The following is a 14,906-nucleotide window of genomic DNA, read 5'->3' as shown; positions in this document are numbered from 1 at the left end:
GGTTGGTTAGCGGCGGCGGCCGGCCCGGCCGCCCTGGGCGGTCCGCCCCGGCACGGCGTGCACGCCCTGCGCCTGCTGGTTCTCCCGCTCGTCCCAGCGGGCGTACGCGTCGACGATCTCCCCGACCAGCCGGTGCCGGACCACGTCCGCGCTGGAGAGCTGGGCGAAGTGCACGTCCTCGACGTTCACCAGGATCTCCCGGACCACCCGCAGCCCGCTGGCCGTCCCACCGGGAAGGTCCACCTGGGTGACGTCACCGGTCACCACGATCTTGGAACCGAAGCCCAGCCGGGTGAGGAACATCTTCATCTGCTCGGGCGTGGTGTTCTGCGCCTCGTCCAGAATGATGAAAGCGTCATTTAACGTCCTTCCCCGCATATAGGCCAGCGGGGCGACCTCGATCGTGCCGGCGGCCATCAGCTTCGGGATGGACTCCGGGTCGAGCATGTCGTGCAGCGCGTCGTAGAGCGGGCGCAGGTACGGGTCGATCTTCTCGTTCAGGGTGCCCGGCAGGAAGCCCAGCCGCTCGCCCGCCTCGACCGCCGGCCGGGTCAGGATGATCCGGCTGACCTGCTTGGCCTGGAGCGCCTGGACGGCCTTCGCCATCGCCAGGTAGGTCTTGCCGGTGCCGGCCGGGCCGATGCCGAACACGATCGTGTTGGCGTCGATCGAGTCGACGTACGTCTTCTGGCCCAGCGTCTTGGGGCGGATGGTGCGCCCGCGCCGGGAGAGGATGTTGAGGGTGAGCACCTCGGCGGGCCGCTCGGTGCCGCCCTGTTCGAGCATGCCGACGGTACGCCGGACAGCGTCAGTGGTCAGGGTCTCGCCCTTCTCGATCAGTTCGAGCAGCTCGCTGAAGAGGCGCTCGGCGAGAGCATTGTCCGCGGGCGCACCGGTGATGGTGATCTCGTTGCCACGGACGTGCACGTCACTGGTGACCGAACGTTCGACGAGTCGCAGGATCTCGTCGCCCGCGCCGAGCAGGTTGACCATGATCTTGGCATCGGGAACCGTGATCCTGGTCTGCACCCGGGGCGGGCCGGGAGGTGGGGTGCCGGTCATAGGTCGGGCCGTGGGGCCCTGCGCCACCTGCTTCCATCTCGCGCCGTGCCCTGCTGGCACGGCGTGCGGACGATACGCCTATCGTATCCGCTCCGCACCGGCGGCACCGCGTCGAATTTCCCGGCCCGGTCGCCCGGTCAGGCCCGGAAGTCGTACCGGTCGAAGGTCTCCTGGTGACGGGTGAAGCGGTAGGTGGCCCAGTGCATCGCGACCACCGTGCCGTCAGCGTCCCGGGTAAGCCGCAGCAACTCCCCGACCTCCCGCCCGGCGACGGTCCGGAACACGTCAGGCGACTGCGGCGTCGGCGCGAAGACCGCCGGGGGCCGGCCCACCGGATCGTCCGCGCCCCGGGCCCGCAGCGTCCCCTCGTGCCAGCTGAAGACGTACTCGAATCCCTCGCCCCACCAGCGGCCCAACACCCCGCGCAGCGGCCCGGGCGCACCCGTGCCCGGACGCCACGGCGGGATGTCCGCCGGGTCGTGCTCGGCGGCGGCGGCCAGCAACCGGTGCGGCAGCTCCAGCACCTGCGCCGCCGTGCCCGAGGAGGCGAGCACCGCGCAGCCCATCGCGCCGGCCGTGCCGTCACCACCGCGCCGGCCGTAGACCCCGGCCAGGAAACCGGGCATCGCGCCGTCGTGCCCCACGTGCACCACCCGGTCCGGGTACGGCACCAGAATCAGGCCGAGGCCGAAGCCGGCCTTCCAGGCCGTCTCGTCGGTGGTCGTCACCGGCCAGCGCATCTCGTCCAGGGTGGCCGGGGCGAGCACCGCCCCGCCCGGGTCGAGGGCCCCCGGGTCGGCCAGGAACGCCGCCCACCGGGCCATGTCCGTCGCCGTGCTCCACAACTGGCCGGCCGGCCCGACCGCCCCGAAGTCGGTCGGCGGCTCCGGATGCGCCTCGTCGGAGTACGCGTCGACCAGGAACCCGGTCACCGCCTGCGACCCCGGGTCGACCGAGGTGTCGGCCAGCCCCAGCGGGGTGAGCACCCGGTCGGCGAGCACCTCGGCCCAGGTGCCGCCCCGCAGCGCGCCGACCAGCCGGCCGAGCAGCGCCATGCCCAGGTTGGAGTAGTGGTAGCGGCGGCCGGTGGGCAGCACCCGCTCGACCCGGACCAGGTCGGCGATCAACTCGTCCACCTGCGGCGCGCGCAGCGTGTCCCAGACGTCCCCGTACGGCTCCCGTTGCAGCCCGGCGGTGTGCGACAGCAACCGGCGTACGGTCAGCTCGCCGTGCGCCGGCAGGTCCAGGTGCCGGCCCAGCGGGTCGTCCAGGTCGAGCAGGCCGTCGTCGCGGCACTGCAACACCAGCACGGCGGTGAAGGTCTTGGTGACCGAACCGATCCGGAACCGGCTGCGCGGGCCGAGCACGGTGTCGTTGCCGGTGCCGCCGACCTCGCAGGTCCACAGCGGACGGTCGGCCCGGTGCAACGCCACCGCCAGCGCCGGCACCCGGGCCTGCGCCTGGACCTGCCGGACCAGCCGCGCCAACCGGTGGGTGGCGGCCGGGCCGGTGCCCGGTCCCGCCTCGGACGTCACACCGGTCTCCGATCGTCGACGACCGTCACGTCGCAGGCCGGGTCGCCGGCGGTGGTCACGCCCGGCCCCGGGCAGCCTCCGCAGGTCACGCCAGGTCCCGGGCCAGCATCGGTCCGAGCGGCGCGCCACCGAGCAGGTGGGCGTGCACGTGGAAGACCTCCTGCCCGCCGTACGCGCCGGTGTTGAACATCAGCCGGAAGCCGTCGCCGGTCAGCCCCTCGTCCTCGGCCACCGCGGCAGCCGTGGCCAGCACCTCACCGGCCAGCGCCGGGTCACCCTGGCCGAGCGTCGCCACGTCGGCGTAGTGCTCCTTGGGGATGACCAGCACGTGCACCGGCGCCTTCGGCCCGATGTCGCGGAACGCCAGGGTGCCGGCGGTCTCCTTGACGATGGTGGCCGGAATCTCCCCGGCGACGATGCGGCAGAACAGACAGTCAGCTCCCATCCCCCCACTCTAAAGACCACCCCCACCACCCCCACTCCCCCACCACCCCCACTCCCCGCCACCCCGACCCGCCCCATCCCCCGCCAGCCCACCCCACCCGGCCCAGCCCGCCGACCCCACCCAGCCCCGCCCCGCCCCGCCCCGCCTCGGCCAGCCCTCTCGTCCCGGTGATCAAGAGCTTTACGCCAATTTCAAGCCCCCAGATGACCCAAACCTCTTGATCACCAGCCACCAACGCCGAGGGTTGGGTGGTGGGCTCGGTGATCAAGAGGTTTAGGGCGGGATTGGGCTCGCGGATGACGTAAAGCTCTTGATCACGGGACGAGGGAGGTTGGCCGGGGCGAGGTGGGGCGGAGGTGGGGCGAGGGAGGGAGGGGAAGAGGGGGTTACCAGCGGGGGAGGCGGGTGGAGAGGACGGAGAGGGCGGCCACGCCGGCGGTGGAGGTACGCAGGACCGAGGGGCCCAACCGGACCGGGCGGGCGCCGGACTCGGTGAAGGCGGTCAACTCGGTCGGGGCGATGCCGCCCTCGGGGCCGACCACGAGGATGATCTCGCCGGTGGTCGGCAGCTCGACCGTGGTCAGCCGCTCCTCGGCCTCCTCGTGCAGGACGAACGCCGCGCCGGCCCCGGCGATCCGGCGGGCCACCGTGGCGGTGGACTCGTCCGGTGCTCCCGCCACCACCGGCAACCAGGCACGACGGGCCTGCTTGGCCGCCTCCCGGGCGGTCGCCGCCCACTTCTCCCTGGCCCGTACGCCCCGGTCGCCGCGCCACTGCACCACCGAGCGGGACGCCGCCCAGGGCACGATCTCGTCCACCCCGACCTCGGTCATCGCCTGCACGGCGAGTTCACCCCGGTCGCCCTTGGCGATGCCCTGCACCACGACCAGCCGGGGGACGTCCGCGTCGATGTACCCCCGGGAGGTGACGGTGAGGTCCAGGGTGCCCCGGCCGACGGCGGTGACCACGGCGGTGGCGGTGCCACCCCGACCGTCGGCGAGCAGCAGCTCCTCGCCGACGCGCAGCCGTTGCACGGTGGCGGCGTGGTGGCCCTCGGGGCCGTCCAGGATGAGCTGGTCGGCGGTGGGCAGCGACTCGACCAGGAACAGCGGCGCGGACACGCCGATCAGGCTAACCGGCCCGGCCCCCACCGCCCCGGACCGGGCCACCACCCGGACCAAGAAACCCAGACCGGGAAACCACCGGACCGGGAAACCGTCCGAGGGCCGAGCTGACCGGAGCCGGCCCGGGGTCAGGCGTGGCCGTTGAAGGCGTCGCGCATCCGGGAGAAGAAGCCGCCCTGCTTGCTCAGCTCGGCGACCTCCTCGCCCCGGGTCTTGGCGAAGTCCCGCAGCATCTTCTCCTGGTCGGCGTCGAGCTTGGTGGGGGTACGCACGTCCAGGTGGACGTAGAGGTCACCCCGGCCGGTGCCCCGCAGGTGCGGTACGCCCCGGGCGCGCAGTCGCAGCGTGCTGCCCGGCTGGGTGCCGGCCTTGACGTCGACCGTCTCCTCGCTGTCGAGCGTCTTGATGGTCAGTCGGGTGCCCAGCGCGGCGGCCGTCATCGGGACGGTGACCCGGCAGTGCAGGTCGTCGCCCTTGCGGGAGTAGACGTCATGCGGGCGCTCGTGGATCTCGACGTAGAGGTCACCGGCGGTGCCGCCGCCCGGGCCGACCTCACCCTGCTGGGCGAGCCGGATCCGCATGCCGTCCTCGACCCCGGCGGGGATCTTGACGGTCAGCGAGCGGCGGGTCCGCACCCGGCCGTCGCCGGCACAGGTCGGGCAGGGGTGCGGGATGGTGGTGCCGTAGCCCTGGCAGACGGTGCACGGGCGGGCCGACACCACCTGGCCGAGGAAGGTCCGCTGCACCGACTGCACTTCGCCCCGGCCCCCGCACGCCTCGCAGGTCGCCAGGTGGGTGCCGGCTGCGGTGCCCGCCCCGGAGCAGGTGGTGCAGAGCACTGCGGTGTCGACGGTGATTGGGGCCTCGACGCCGAAGGCGGTCTCGTGCAGGTCCAGTTCCAGCCGCAGGATCGCGTCGGCTCCGGGGCGGGTACGCGGGCGCGGACCGCGCGCCCCACCGGCCGCACCACCGAAGAAGGCGTCCATGATGTCCTGAAAGCCGACGAACGGGCCGGCCCCACCGGGGCCACCCGGGCCACCGGCGCCCCCTCCGCCCGGGGCGAGCGGGTCGCCGCCCAGGTCGACGATCTGCCGCTTCCGGTCGTCCGAGAGGACCTCGTACGCGGCGTTGATGTCCTTGAACTTCTCCTGTGCCTCCGGGTCCGGATTGACGTCCGGGTGGAACTGCCGCGCCAGCTTGCGGTAGGCACGCTTGATCTCGTCATCGGAGGCTTCCCGGCCGACGCCGAGAATGCCGTAGTAGTCCCTGGCCACTGCGTTCCGTGTCCTCATGTTCGTCTCGCGTTGCGCCGGTCGGCGGCCGGAGCCGGCCGTCGGCCCTGACTGGTCAGTTCTGGGCCAGCAGCTCGCCCACGTAGCGTGCCACGGCCCGCACCGTGGCGATGGTGCCGGGGTAGTCCATCCGGGTCGGGCCGAGCACGCCCAGCCCACCGACGATGGTGCTGCCGGGGCCGTACCCGGTGCTGACCACCGAGGCGGCCCGCAGGTTGTCGACCTCGTTCTCGTCGCCGATCAGCACCCGGGTGGTGCTCGGTTCGGCCTCGCCGATCAGCTTGAGCAGGACGACCTCCTCTTCGAGCGCCTCCAGGATGGGTCGCAGCGAACCCTGGAAGTCGAGCAGGCCGCCCCGGGTGAGGTTGGCGGTGCCGGCGAGCGCCAACCGCTCCTCGGTGCGCTCGACGAGGGTCTCCAGCAGCACGGTGGACAGGGTGGTCATGGCCCCGCGCAGGTGCGGCGCGGACTCCTCGACCAGCGCCTGGACCAGCGGTGGGGTGTCGGACAGCCGACTGCCGACCAGTTTCTCGTTGACCAGCCGGCGCAGGTCGGTGACGTCGTCGGCGGGGACCGGCGTGGGCAGTTCGACCAGCCGCTGCTCGACCCGCCCGGTGTCGGCGATCATGACCAGCATCAGCCGGGTGGTGGAGATCGGCACCAGCTCCAGGTGCCGCACCGACGAGCGGGCCAGCGACGGGTACTGCACGACGGCGACCTGCCGGGTGAGCTGCGCCAGCAGCCGTACGGTGCGGTGCACCACGTCGTCGAGGTCGACCGCGCCGACCAGGAACCGCTCGATGGCCCGACGTTCGGCGGGGCTGAGCGGTTTGACCCGGGAGAGCCGGTCGACGAAGAGGCGGTAGCCCCGGTCGGTGGGCACCCGGCCGGCGCTGGTGTGCGGCTGGCGGATGTAACCTTCCTCCTCCAGCACCGCCATGTCGTTACGGACGGTCGCCGGGGAGACCCCGAGCTGGTGCCGCTCGACGAGCGTCTTGCTGCCGACGGGCTCCTGCGTGGCGACGTAGTCCTCGACGATCGCCCGCAGCACGGCGAGTTTGCGGTCGTCGAGACCCATCTCCCACCTCCTGTCGCACGGCGACCGGACTTCTGACGCGTCCGGCGAGCGCTCTGGCACTCGACTGTAGCGAGTGCCAGTCTACGACGGCAGTACCGCCGCTGCGTTGATCAACGACGGACCGTCGGTGCGACCGCCCCGGTGGGTTGCCGGCGTGGCCGCTGACCGAATGTCGAGGCCAACCTCACCAGTGTCGCTCTGGTGCACCCTTGCCAGCAGCCCCTACCGTGACGGGCATGACTGAACCACCTCGCCCGCCCGGCGCGGGGGACGGCTACCCGCCGGACCCGAACGCTGGCCAGGGCTCGCCATATGAGCCGCCCACCGCACCACTGTCCGGGGCACCGGGTGCAGGCGGGTATCCCCCGCCCGGCGGGTATCCGCCGCCCACCGGCGACCAGCCGCCGTCGGGTGGCTACGACCCGTCGGGGGGCTACGGCCCGCCGGGTGGCTACGGCCCGCCGGGTGGCTACCCCCCGGCCGGTGGCGGATATCCGACCGCCGGCGCGTACGGCGCCCCGACCGGTGGATACGCCAACAGCGAGGACAAGACCTGGGCGCTGGTCGCGCACTTCGGCGGGGCCGCCGGCGCGCTGATCAGCCTCGGCCCGCTCGGCTTCGTCGCCCCGCTGATCGCCTACCTGGTACGCGGTCAGCAGTCGCCGGCCGTCCGGGCGCAGGCGTTGGCCGCGCTGAACTTCCAGATCCTCTGGTCGATCATCGCGTTCGTGCTGCTCTTCGTGAGCTGGTGCCTGCTCTTCCTGCCCAGCATCGCGGTCGTGGTGATCCAGATCCTGTTCGGGATCATCGCTGGCATGAAGGCCAACGAGGGTCAGGCCTACCGCTACCCGATGTCCACCAGTTTCATCAAGTGAACCCCGGCCGGCCGCTCCCCCGGCCGGTCGGGCACCACCGCCGGCCCCGGCCCGCCCCGCTGCGGTGCGCGGCGGGCCGGCGGGGCCACGCTCAGGGCAGCAGGTCGCGGACCACCGCGTCGGCCAGCAGCCGGCCCCGCAGGGTGAGCACCGACCGCCCCTGCGGGTAGGCCACCGGGTCCAGCAGCCCGTCGGCGAGCGCACGGGCGGCGGCGGCCCGGCCCGCGTCGTCCAGCACGTCCAGCGGCAGCCCGGAGGCGAGCCGGAGCCGCAGCATCACGTCCTCCATGTGCGCCTCGGCCGGGGTGAGGATCTCCCGGGCCAGGCCGGGCGAGTGCCCGGCGGCGAGCCGTTGCGCGTACGCGCTGGGGTGTTTGACGTTCCACCAGCGCACCCCGCCGACGTGGCTGTGCGCCCCCGGGCCGAGGCCCCACCAGTCGGCCCCGGTCCAGTAGAGCAGGTTGTGCCGGCACCGGCCCGCCTCGCTGCGGGCCCAGTTGGAGACCTCGTACCAGGAGAACCCGGCCGCGTCGAGGGCGGCCTCCGCCGCCAGGTAGCGGTCGGCCGCCACGTCGTCGGAGGGGTACGGCAGCTCGCCGCGCCGCATCCGGGCGGCCAACCGGGTGCCGTCCTCCACGATCAGGGCGTACGCGCTGACGTGGTCGACCCCGGCGGCGACGACCTGCTCCAGCGAGGCGGCGAAGTCCTCGGCGCGCTCCCCCGGCGTGCCGTAGATCAGGTCCAGGTTGACGTGGTCGAACCCGGCGTCGCGGGCCTCCCGGGCGGCCTCGGCGGCCCGGCCGGGGCGGTGGGTCCGGTCGAGGACCGCCAGCACCCCGGCGGCGGCGGACTGCATGCCCAGCGAGATCCGGGTGTAGCCGGCGGCCCGCAGGGTCTTCAGCGACTGCGGGGTGACCGACTCGGGGTTGGCCTCGGTGGTCACCTCGGCGTCGGCGGCCAGTCCCCAGGTGCGGTCGATGCCGTCCAGCAGGCGGGCCAGGTCGTCGGCGGGTAGCAGGGTGGGGGTGCCGCCGCCGACGAAGACCGTGTCGACCCTCGGTGGCGGGGCGTCGCCGAGCACCCGGGCGGCGAGCGCCAACTCGGCGAGCACGGTGTCGGCGTACGACTCCCGGCTGACGCCTGCGCCCAGCTCGGCGGCGGTGTAGGTGTTGAAGTCGCAGTAGCCGCAGCGGCTGGCGCAGAACGGCACGTGCAGGTAGACGCCGAAACCGCGCGCGCCGACCTCCCGCAGGGCGGTGGTGGGCAGTGCGCCGTCGACGGGAACGGTCTCACCATCTGGAAGGACGCCGGGCATGGCCACTAGTGTGCCCGGCATGACCTCTCCCGACCGACTCGTGCGGGTCGCCACGGCCCGTGGGGTGACCACGCTCACCCTGGACAGCCCGCACAACCGCAACGCGCTGTCCACGGCGCTGATGACCGAGCTGCTGGCCGGGATCGCCGCGGCGGTCGCCGACGACGCGGTCCGGGTGGTCGTGCTGGACCACACCGGTCCGGTCTTCTGCTCCGGGGCGGACCTGAAGGAGACGGCGGCGGCGTACGCCAGCGGGTCGGTGCCGGCCGGGATGCTCGGTGACGTGCTGGTGGCGGTGCGGGAGTGCCCGAAGCCGGTGCTGGCGAAGGTGGCCGGGCCGGCGCGGGCCGGCGGTCTGGGCCTGATCGCGGCGGCGGACCTGGCGGTCTGCGCGCAGGAGGCGACGTTCGCCTTCACCGAGGTGCGGATCGGGGTGATCCCGGCGGTGATCTCGGCGACCGTGCTGCCCCGGCTGCATCCCCGGGCCGCTGCCGAGCTGTACCTGACCGGCGACACCTTCGACGGTGGGCGGGCCGCCGAGGTGGGCCTGGTGACCGCCGCCGTGCCGGCCGCCGAGCTGGACGCGGCGGTGGCCGGGTACTGCGCGTCGCTGGTCCGGGGGGCGCCGGGGGCGTTGGCCGGGACGAAGGAGTTGCTGCGCCGACCGCCGGCCACGGACCTGCGGGCGGAGATCGCCGACCTGTCCGCCCGCTCCACCGGTTACTTCCTGTCGGCCGAGGGCCGCGAGGGCGTGGCGGCGTTCCGCGAGCGGCGGGACGCCGCCTGGGTACCGACGGATTGAGCTGGTTTCTTCCGATTCCGTGCGGGAACGTGAACCGGTCGACCGACCCGGGGTCCCCGGATGACGACGTAGGCTGGCTCCGACCCTGAAACAGGAGGTGCGGGTGCGGACACGGACATTCGTGGCAGCCGGTGTCGTGGTGGCGTTGTTCGCCATCGTCGGGGGCTGGGGAGTCCGTCAGTTCGACGGGGAGCTTCGGCTCCCCATCGCGGGCCGCAGTTGCACCGTTCAGGCCGACGGCACCGTGAAGCTCGACGCCGACCAGATGGCCAACGCGGCCACCATCGCCGCGATCGGCATGCAACGGCAGATGCCCGAACAGGCCGTGGTGGTCGCCCTGGCCACCGCCTACCAGGAGTCGGGGCTGCGCAACCTCACCCACGGTGACCGGGACTCGCTCGGCCTCTTCCAGCAGCGCCCCAGCCAGGGTTGGGGCACCCCGGAGCAGATCCGCGACCAGCGGTACGCGGCGACCCGGTTCTACAAGGCGTTGAAGAAGGTGCGCGGCTGGGAGCGGATGGAGGTCACCGACGCCGCCCAGGCGGTGCAGCGGTCGGCGTACCCGACGGCGTACCAGAAGTGGGCCGACGAGTCCCAGGTGCTGGCGCGGGCCCTGCTCGGCGAGGCGACCGGCGCCGTGGCCTGCACGGTGGGGCGTACCCCGGTGATGCGCGGGCAGGCGGCGGCGGCTGAGCTGACCCGTGGCCTGACCCTCGACTGGGGTCTGCCCGACGCCGGGGCGGTGGCCGAGCTGACCGACGTGACGGTGCCCGCCACGGACGTCCGCGACGGCTGGCGGTACGCGCACTGGTTGGTCTCGCACGCCCCCGACCACGGGGTGAAACGGGTCCGCTTCGACGGTCTGGAGTGGAGCGCCGACAACGGCCGGTGGGCGAAGGTCTCCGACGGCCGGCCGACCGAGGCGAGGGTGCTGGCCGAGGTCTTCGCCGACCGCGCCTGACGGGTCGACGGGCCGGTGCGGTCAGCCGGCGACGTTCAGCCGGCGACGCACCTTCTCCCGGGTCGATTCGGGCAGGTCGGGGACGTCGAGCAGCCGGGGCAGCAGTTCCGGTTCCAGGCTGGTGGCCCGGAACACCTCGCCGATGGTGACGCCGTGCGCCGGCCGGTCCACCACCTCGACCGGGTCGCCCGCGCCGACCTCGCCGTCGCGCAGCACCCGCAGGTACGCCCCGGGCATGGCCCGGACGGTGAACCGCTTGATCAGGTCGGGCACCCCCCAGAAGCCGGCGAAGGTCAGGCACGGGGTACGCGGCTTGGTGACCTGGAGCAGCGCCGACCCGACGGCCCAGCGTTCGCCGATCACCGCGCCGGTGACGTCCACCGCCCAGGTGGTGAGGTTCTCCCCGAAGCCGCCGGGGCGGATGTCGCGGCGCAGCTCGGCCGACCACCAGCCGGCGTCCTCCTGGGCGTAGGCGTAGACCGCCTGGTCGGGGCCGCCGTGCTGGGCCCGCTCACCGATGAAGTCACCGACCACCCCGTCGGCGCGCAGCAGCACCGGACCGTCGACCGGCCGCTTGTCGATGCCGCTGCGTCCGCTCGCGTCGCCCGCCCACTGCGCCTGCGTCACCACGCCGAGGTTCACCGCCGCCACCCTGCCCGTCATGGCCCCAGGGTACGGCCGGGCGCGGGTGGTCACCGTCCCGGCTCAGCCCTTGACCGCACCGGCGACCAGACCGGAGACCATCCGCCGCTGCACCAGCAGGAAGAAGACGATCACGGGGAGGGTGAACAGGGTGGAGGCGGCCATCACCGATCCCCAGGCGGTGTCGTCCCGGCCGAAGAAGAACGTCATCGCCACCGGCAGGGTGTAGCGGCTCTGGTCGTTGACGAAGGTCAGCGCGAAGATCAGCTCGTTCCAGGCGGTGATGAAGGAGAAGATGCTGGTCGCCACCAGGCCCGGCGCGACCAGTGGGAAGAGGACCTTCCGGAAGATCTGCGACCGGCTCGCCCCGTCGATCGCGGCGGCCTCCTCCAGCTCCTTGGGCACCGCCGCGACGAAGCCGCGCAGCATCCACACCGCGAACGGCAGGGAGAAGCCCAGGTAGGTCAGGATCAGGCTGGGCAGGGTGTTGTAGAGGCCGAGCCGCTGGATCATCAGGAACAGCGGGATGACCAGCGCCTCCAGCGGGATCATCTGCACCACCAGCAGCAAGATCAGGAAGGTGGTCCGCAGCCGGAACCGGAACCGGGCCACCGCCGTCGCGGCCAGCAGCGCCACCAGGCCGCTCAGCACGACCGTGCTCACCGCCACCAGCACGCTGTTGAGCAGGAAGTCGCCGAAGGTCACGCCCGGGATCAGGTTGCCGGTGAGGATCTCCCGGTAGTGCTCCAGGGTGGGGTGTGCCGGCACCGGCCGGGGGGTGGCCGAGAAGATCTCCCGGTTGGGCTTCAGCGAGGTGGCGACCATCCAGTAGACCGGGAAGACGGCGAAGAGCGCCACCAGCAGGCCCGCACCGTTGAGGGCGACCTTCTTCACGACTCGTCCTCCTGCCTGAGCACCATCCGGACGTACAGGCCGGTCACCAGCAGCAGGATAAGCGTGAGGATGACCGCGATGGCCGAGCCCACGCCGTACCTGGGCGGTGGGGAGAACGCCTCGGCGTACGAGTAGATGGCGAGCATGAACGTCGGCCGGTCCTGGGTGCCGCCGGCCAGGACGAACTGCTGGGTGAAGACCTTGAAGTCCCAGATGGTGGAGAGCACCACCAGGATGCCGAAGACCGGCCGCAGCAGCGGGAAGGTGATCTTCCAGAACACCGTCCACGGGCCGGCCCCGTCGACCCGGGCCGCCTCGTGCAGCTCGCTCGGTACGCTCTTGAGCCCGGCGAGCACGCTCACCGCGATGAACGGGAACGAGTGCCAGACCACCACCAGGGTCAGGATCGCGAAGAACAGCAGCGGCGAGTTGAACCAGCCGTAACCCGACCAGTCGGTGCGGCCGAAGAGCGCCTGCGACAGCCCGTCGGGCAGGGCGTTGAACGCCCAGGTGACCAGGCCGGAGGTGTCATCGAAGATCCATTTCCAGACGATCGTGCCGGTCAGCGCCGGGGTGGCCCAGGCCAGCATCACGCAACCGGCCACGAAGGTGGCCATCTTCCGGCCGAGCCGGTGCAGCAGCAGCCCGACCAGGGTGCCCAGCACCATCGTCAGCAGCACGTTCGCTGCGGCGAAGAGCACCGTGTTGCGCAGCACCGTACGGAAGAACGGGTCGCCGAGGATCTGGGTGTAGTTCGCCAGCCCGACGAACGGCCACTCCCGGTCCCCGCGCAGCTGCCGGACGTTGTCGAGCCGGAAGAACGACATCGTCACCACCTGACCCAACGGCCAGAGCAGCAGCACCCCGATCACGACCAGGCAGGGCAGCAGGAGCAGGTACGGCAGGCGGTCCACCCGGGACCGTCGCCGCGCGGGGGTCTCCCGCGCGGCGTCCGTCCGGGTGTGCTCGGTCAGCGTGCTCACTTGGCGTTGAGGATGCTTTCCATCTCGGCGGCGGCGTCACCGGTGGCCTGCTCGACCGATTTCTGCCCCTTGATGATCGAGCTGTTCATCGCCTGGGTGACCGTCTTCGTCCGGCTGACCTCCACCCACTTGGGGGTCAGCGGCGTCACCCGGGTGCGCTGCATGGTGCTGGCGAACGCCGACATCAGCTTGTCGTCGGCGTAGTTCCCGCCCTGCACGAGGTCGGCGTAGACCGGGAAGAACCCCAGGCTGCCGGCGAAGGTCTGGGCGTTCTTCTTGTTCAGCAGCACGGTCAGGTAGTCCCAGGCCAGGTCCTGCCGCTTGCTGTCGCGCCACAGGGCGATGTCCGAGCCGCCGGCGAAGGCCGGGGCCGGCCTGCCGTCCAGGCCGGGGATCGGGAAGGTGCCCCAGACCTTCTCGATGTCGGGGTTGTCCTTCTTGATCGCGCCGGCCTGCCAGCTGCCGGCGAAGGCCATCGCCGCCTTGCCGGTGGCGAACTGGGTACGGGCGTCGATCTCGTTCCATCCGGCGGCGGCGGGCGGGGCGACCTTGTGCACGGTCACCAGGTCGGTCCAGAACTTCACCGCCTGCCGCGCCTGCGGGCTGGTGTAACCGGACTTCCAGGTGCCGCCCTGGTCGGTGGCGATCTCGCCGCCGGCACCCCAAAGGAAGGAGTAGAAGGGCAGCTCGGAGTTGCCGGGCAGGGCGATGCCGTAGGTGCCGGGCTTCTTGGCCTGCACCGCCTTGGCGACCGCGACCAGGTCGTCCCAGTTCTTCGGCGGCTGCACGCCGGCCTCGGCGAACCAGTCGGTGCGGTAGTAGATCGCGCGCACCCCGGCGTACCAGGGGACGCCGTACTGCTTGCCGTCGAGTTGCGCGTTGCGCACCAGGTCGGGCAGGACGTCCTTGCCGTCGGCCCAGCTGCCGAACCTGCCGGAGACGTCGGCGAGGGCCTCCTGGGCCGCCCAGCCCTGGGTCTCGGTGTTGCCGAGTTCGGTGACGTCCGGGCCCTCGCCGCCGGCGAGCGCGGCCTGGAACTTCTTCGGCGCCTCCAGCCAGGGTATGTACTGGACCACCACGTCGGTGTCGGGGTGCCGCTGCCGGAACTCGGTCTCGACGCCGTCGAGGAACGTCGTCTGGGCGTCGCTCCCCTCGCCCATCATCCAGACCGTCAGCTTGCTGTCGTCGGCGGCTTCGTCGTCGCCGGAACCGCCGCAACCGGCGAGCACCATCGCGGCCGAGGCCACGATGGCGGTGACCGGGGCCAGCCGTTTCCACCTGTTCACGCCACTTCTCCCTCGCGCTGTCCGGCATTTACCTTCTCAGCCGCACCCTAGTAGGAAAATTTCCTTTACGACAGGGGTGGGTGCCGCCCCGCGCGAGCGGACCGTCGACGGCACGGCGGCGGACGGCGGGGCGTTCGGCGAGGCGACCGTATCGCAGGCGGGGGCCGCTCTGGCAGGCCCCGCGACGACCCGTCGGGATCGATGGTCACCATCCGGACGAGCGGATGCCCGCCCCCGAACCGGGGGCGGGCATCCGCTGAGTTGGTCCGCGCCGGCCGGTCACCGACCGGCGGGCGGGGTCACCGGTGGCTGACGCCCCGACGACGACCCACACCGGCCACCAGGGCCACGGCGATGGCGGCGAGGACGACCTGCACCAGCAGCTCGGTCCAGTCGATGCCGGCGGTCTGAGTGGCGATGCCCATCGCCCGGGCCAGCACGGTGCCCAGCAGCGCGGCGCCCACACCGATCAGCATGTGCAGCCAGATCGGCATGTTCTGGCGGCCCGGCACGACCAGGCGACCCAGAGCGCCGATGATGAGACCGACGACGAGCGCGGTGATGATGCCCCAGACGGTGAACTCCACGGCCGTCCTCCTTCAGTAGATATGT

At 72.3% G+C, this 14,906-nt stretch carries 15 protein-coding genes; 3 read left to right on the top strand and 12 right to left on the bottom strand.

The genetic code is table 11. The annotated features are described in order from the left end of the window. Positions 1-6: 6 nt before the first annotated feature. From AB0K25_RS26825 to hrcA, 6 genes are all read right to left on the bottom strand, one after another. Positions 7-1,062: a PhoH family protein gene (locus AB0K25_RS26825; protein WP_219464275.1), complete on the bottom strand. Its 1,056-nt coding sequence runs from the start codon at positions 1,060-1,062 to the stop codon at positions 7-9. A 137-nt stretch (positions 1,063-1,199) separates the two neighbouring features. Beyond that, positions 1,200-2,597, bottom strand: a complete 1,398-nt coding sequence (locus AB0K25_RS26820; RefSeq protein WP_363823344.1) for a serine hydrolase domain-containing protein — start codon at positions 2,595-2,597, stop codon at positions 1,200-1,202. An 85-nt stretch (positions 2,598-2,682) separates the two neighbouring features. Continuing rightward, positions 2,683-3,042, bottom strand: coding sequence for a histidine triad nucleotide-binding protein (locus tag AB0K25_RS26815; RefSeq protein ID WP_219464277.1), 360 nt, complete (start codon positions 3,040-3,042; stop codon positions 2,683-2,685). 386 nt (positions 3,043-3,428) lie between these two features. Beyond that, complete coding sequence (locus AB0K25_RS26810; protein ID WP_357535677.1) at positions 3,429-4,163, bottom strand: 16S rRNA (uracil(1498)-N(3))-methyltransferase; 735 nt, start codon at positions 4,161-4,163, stop codon at positions 3,429-3,431. A gap of 131 nt (positions 4,164-4,294) precedes the next feature. Next, on the bottom strand, positions 4,295-5,440 hold the full coding sequence (gene dnaJ / locus AB0K25_RS26805; RefSeq protein ID WP_208570147.1) for a molecular chaperone DnaJ: 1,146 nt from the start codon (positions 5,438-5,440) through the stop codon (positions 4,295-4,297). Between the two features lie 73 nt (positions 5,441-5,513). Continuing rightward, positions 5,514-6,536 (bottom strand): heat-inducible transcriptional repressor HrcA, encoded by a 1,023-nt coding sequence (gene hrcA, locus AB0K25_RS26800; protein WP_208570111.1) that lies wholly within the window; start codon positions 6,534-6,536, stop codon positions 5,514-5,516. Positions 6,537-6,772: 236 nt separating this feature from the next. On the opposite strand from hrcA, the gene AB0K25_RS26795 reads away from it, so the two are divergent. After that, a complete protein-coding gene (locus tag AB0K25_RS26795; protein WP_357024084.1) occupies positions 6,773-7,411 on the top strand; it encodes a DUF4870 domain-containing protein in 639 nt (212 codons plus the stop codon). A 91-nt stretch (positions 7,412-7,502) separates the two neighbouring features. Here the strand turns inward: AB0K25_RS26795 and hemW are convergent, their stop codons facing one another. After that, positions 7,503-8,726 (bottom strand): radical SAM family heme chaperone HemW, encoded by a 1,224-nt coding sequence (gene hemW / locus AB0K25_RS26790; protein ID WP_219470289.1) that lies wholly within the window; start codon positions 8,724-8,726, stop codon positions 7,503-7,505. A gap of 19 nt (positions 8,727-8,745) precedes the next feature. Here hemW and AB0K25_RS26785 point away from each other — a divergent pair, with 19 nt between their 5' ends. Together AB0K25_RS26785 and AB0K25_RS26780 are read left to right on the top strand one after the other, a co-directional pair. Next, complete coding sequence (locus tag AB0K25_RS26785; protein ID WP_219464280.1) at positions 8,746-9,528, top strand: enoyl-CoA hydratase-related protein; 783 nt, start codon at positions 8,746-8,748, stop codon at positions 9,526-9,528. 97 nt (positions 9,529-9,625) lie between these two features. Beyond that, positions 9,626-10,489 carry a hypothetical protein gene (locus AB0K25_RS26780; RefSeq protein WP_208570114.1) on the top strand — a complete coding sequence of 288 codons (864 nt, stop codon included), beginning with the start codon at positions 9,626-9,628 and terminating at the stop codon, positions 10,487-10,489. Positions 10,490-10,510: 21 nt separating this feature from the next. Here AB0K25_RS26780 and AB0K25_RS26775 read toward each other — a convergent pair whose 3' ends face one another. The 5 genes from AB0K25_RS26775 to AB0K25_RS26755 form a co-directional block, all read right to left on the bottom strand. After that, a complete protein-coding gene (locus AB0K25_RS26775; protein WP_219464281.1) occupies positions 10,511-11,152 on the bottom strand; it encodes an MOSC domain-containing protein in 642 nt (213 codons plus the stop codon). A gap of 42 nt (positions 11,153-11,194) precedes the next feature. Then, positions 11,195-12,025 (bottom strand): carbohydrate ABC transporter permease, encoded by an 831-nt coding sequence (locus tag AB0K25_RS26770; RefSeq protein WP_219464283.1) that lies wholly within the window; start codon positions 12,023-12,025, stop codon positions 11,195-11,197. Continuing rightward, on the bottom strand, positions 12,022-13,008 hold the full coding sequence (locus AB0K25_RS26765) for a sugar ABC transporter permease (protein ID WP_357535680.1): 987 nt from the start codon (positions 13,006-13,008) through the stop codon (positions 12,022-12,024). Before AB0K25_RS26765 ends, AB0K25_RS26770 begins: the two co-directional genes overlap by 4 nt. Then, entirely contained in the window at positions 13,005-14,294 is a 1,290-nt protein-coding gene (locus AB0K25_RS26760; RefSeq protein WP_363823339.1) for a sugar ABC transporter substrate-binding protein, read from the bottom strand. Before AB0K25_RS26760 ends, AB0K25_RS26765 begins: the two co-directional genes overlap by 4 nt. A gap of 299 nt (positions 14,295-14,593) precedes the next feature. Continuing rightward, on the bottom strand, positions 14,594-14,881 hold the full coding sequence (locus tag AB0K25_RS26755; RefSeq protein WP_208570119.1) for a GlsB/YeaQ/YmgE family stress response membrane protein: 288 nt from the start codon (positions 14,879-14,881) through the stop codon (positions 14,594-14,596). Positions 14,882-14,906 lie beyond the last annotated feature (25 nt).

The organism is Micromonospora sp. NPDC049257, from assembly GCF_040678915.1.
Lineage (GTDB): Bacteria > Actinomycetota > Actinomycetes > Mycobacteriales > Micromonosporaceae > Micromonospora > Micromonospora antibiotica.
The sequence above is the reverse complement of the archived record's forward strand: the minus strand, read 5'-3'. Positions and strand labels throughout refer to the sequence as shown.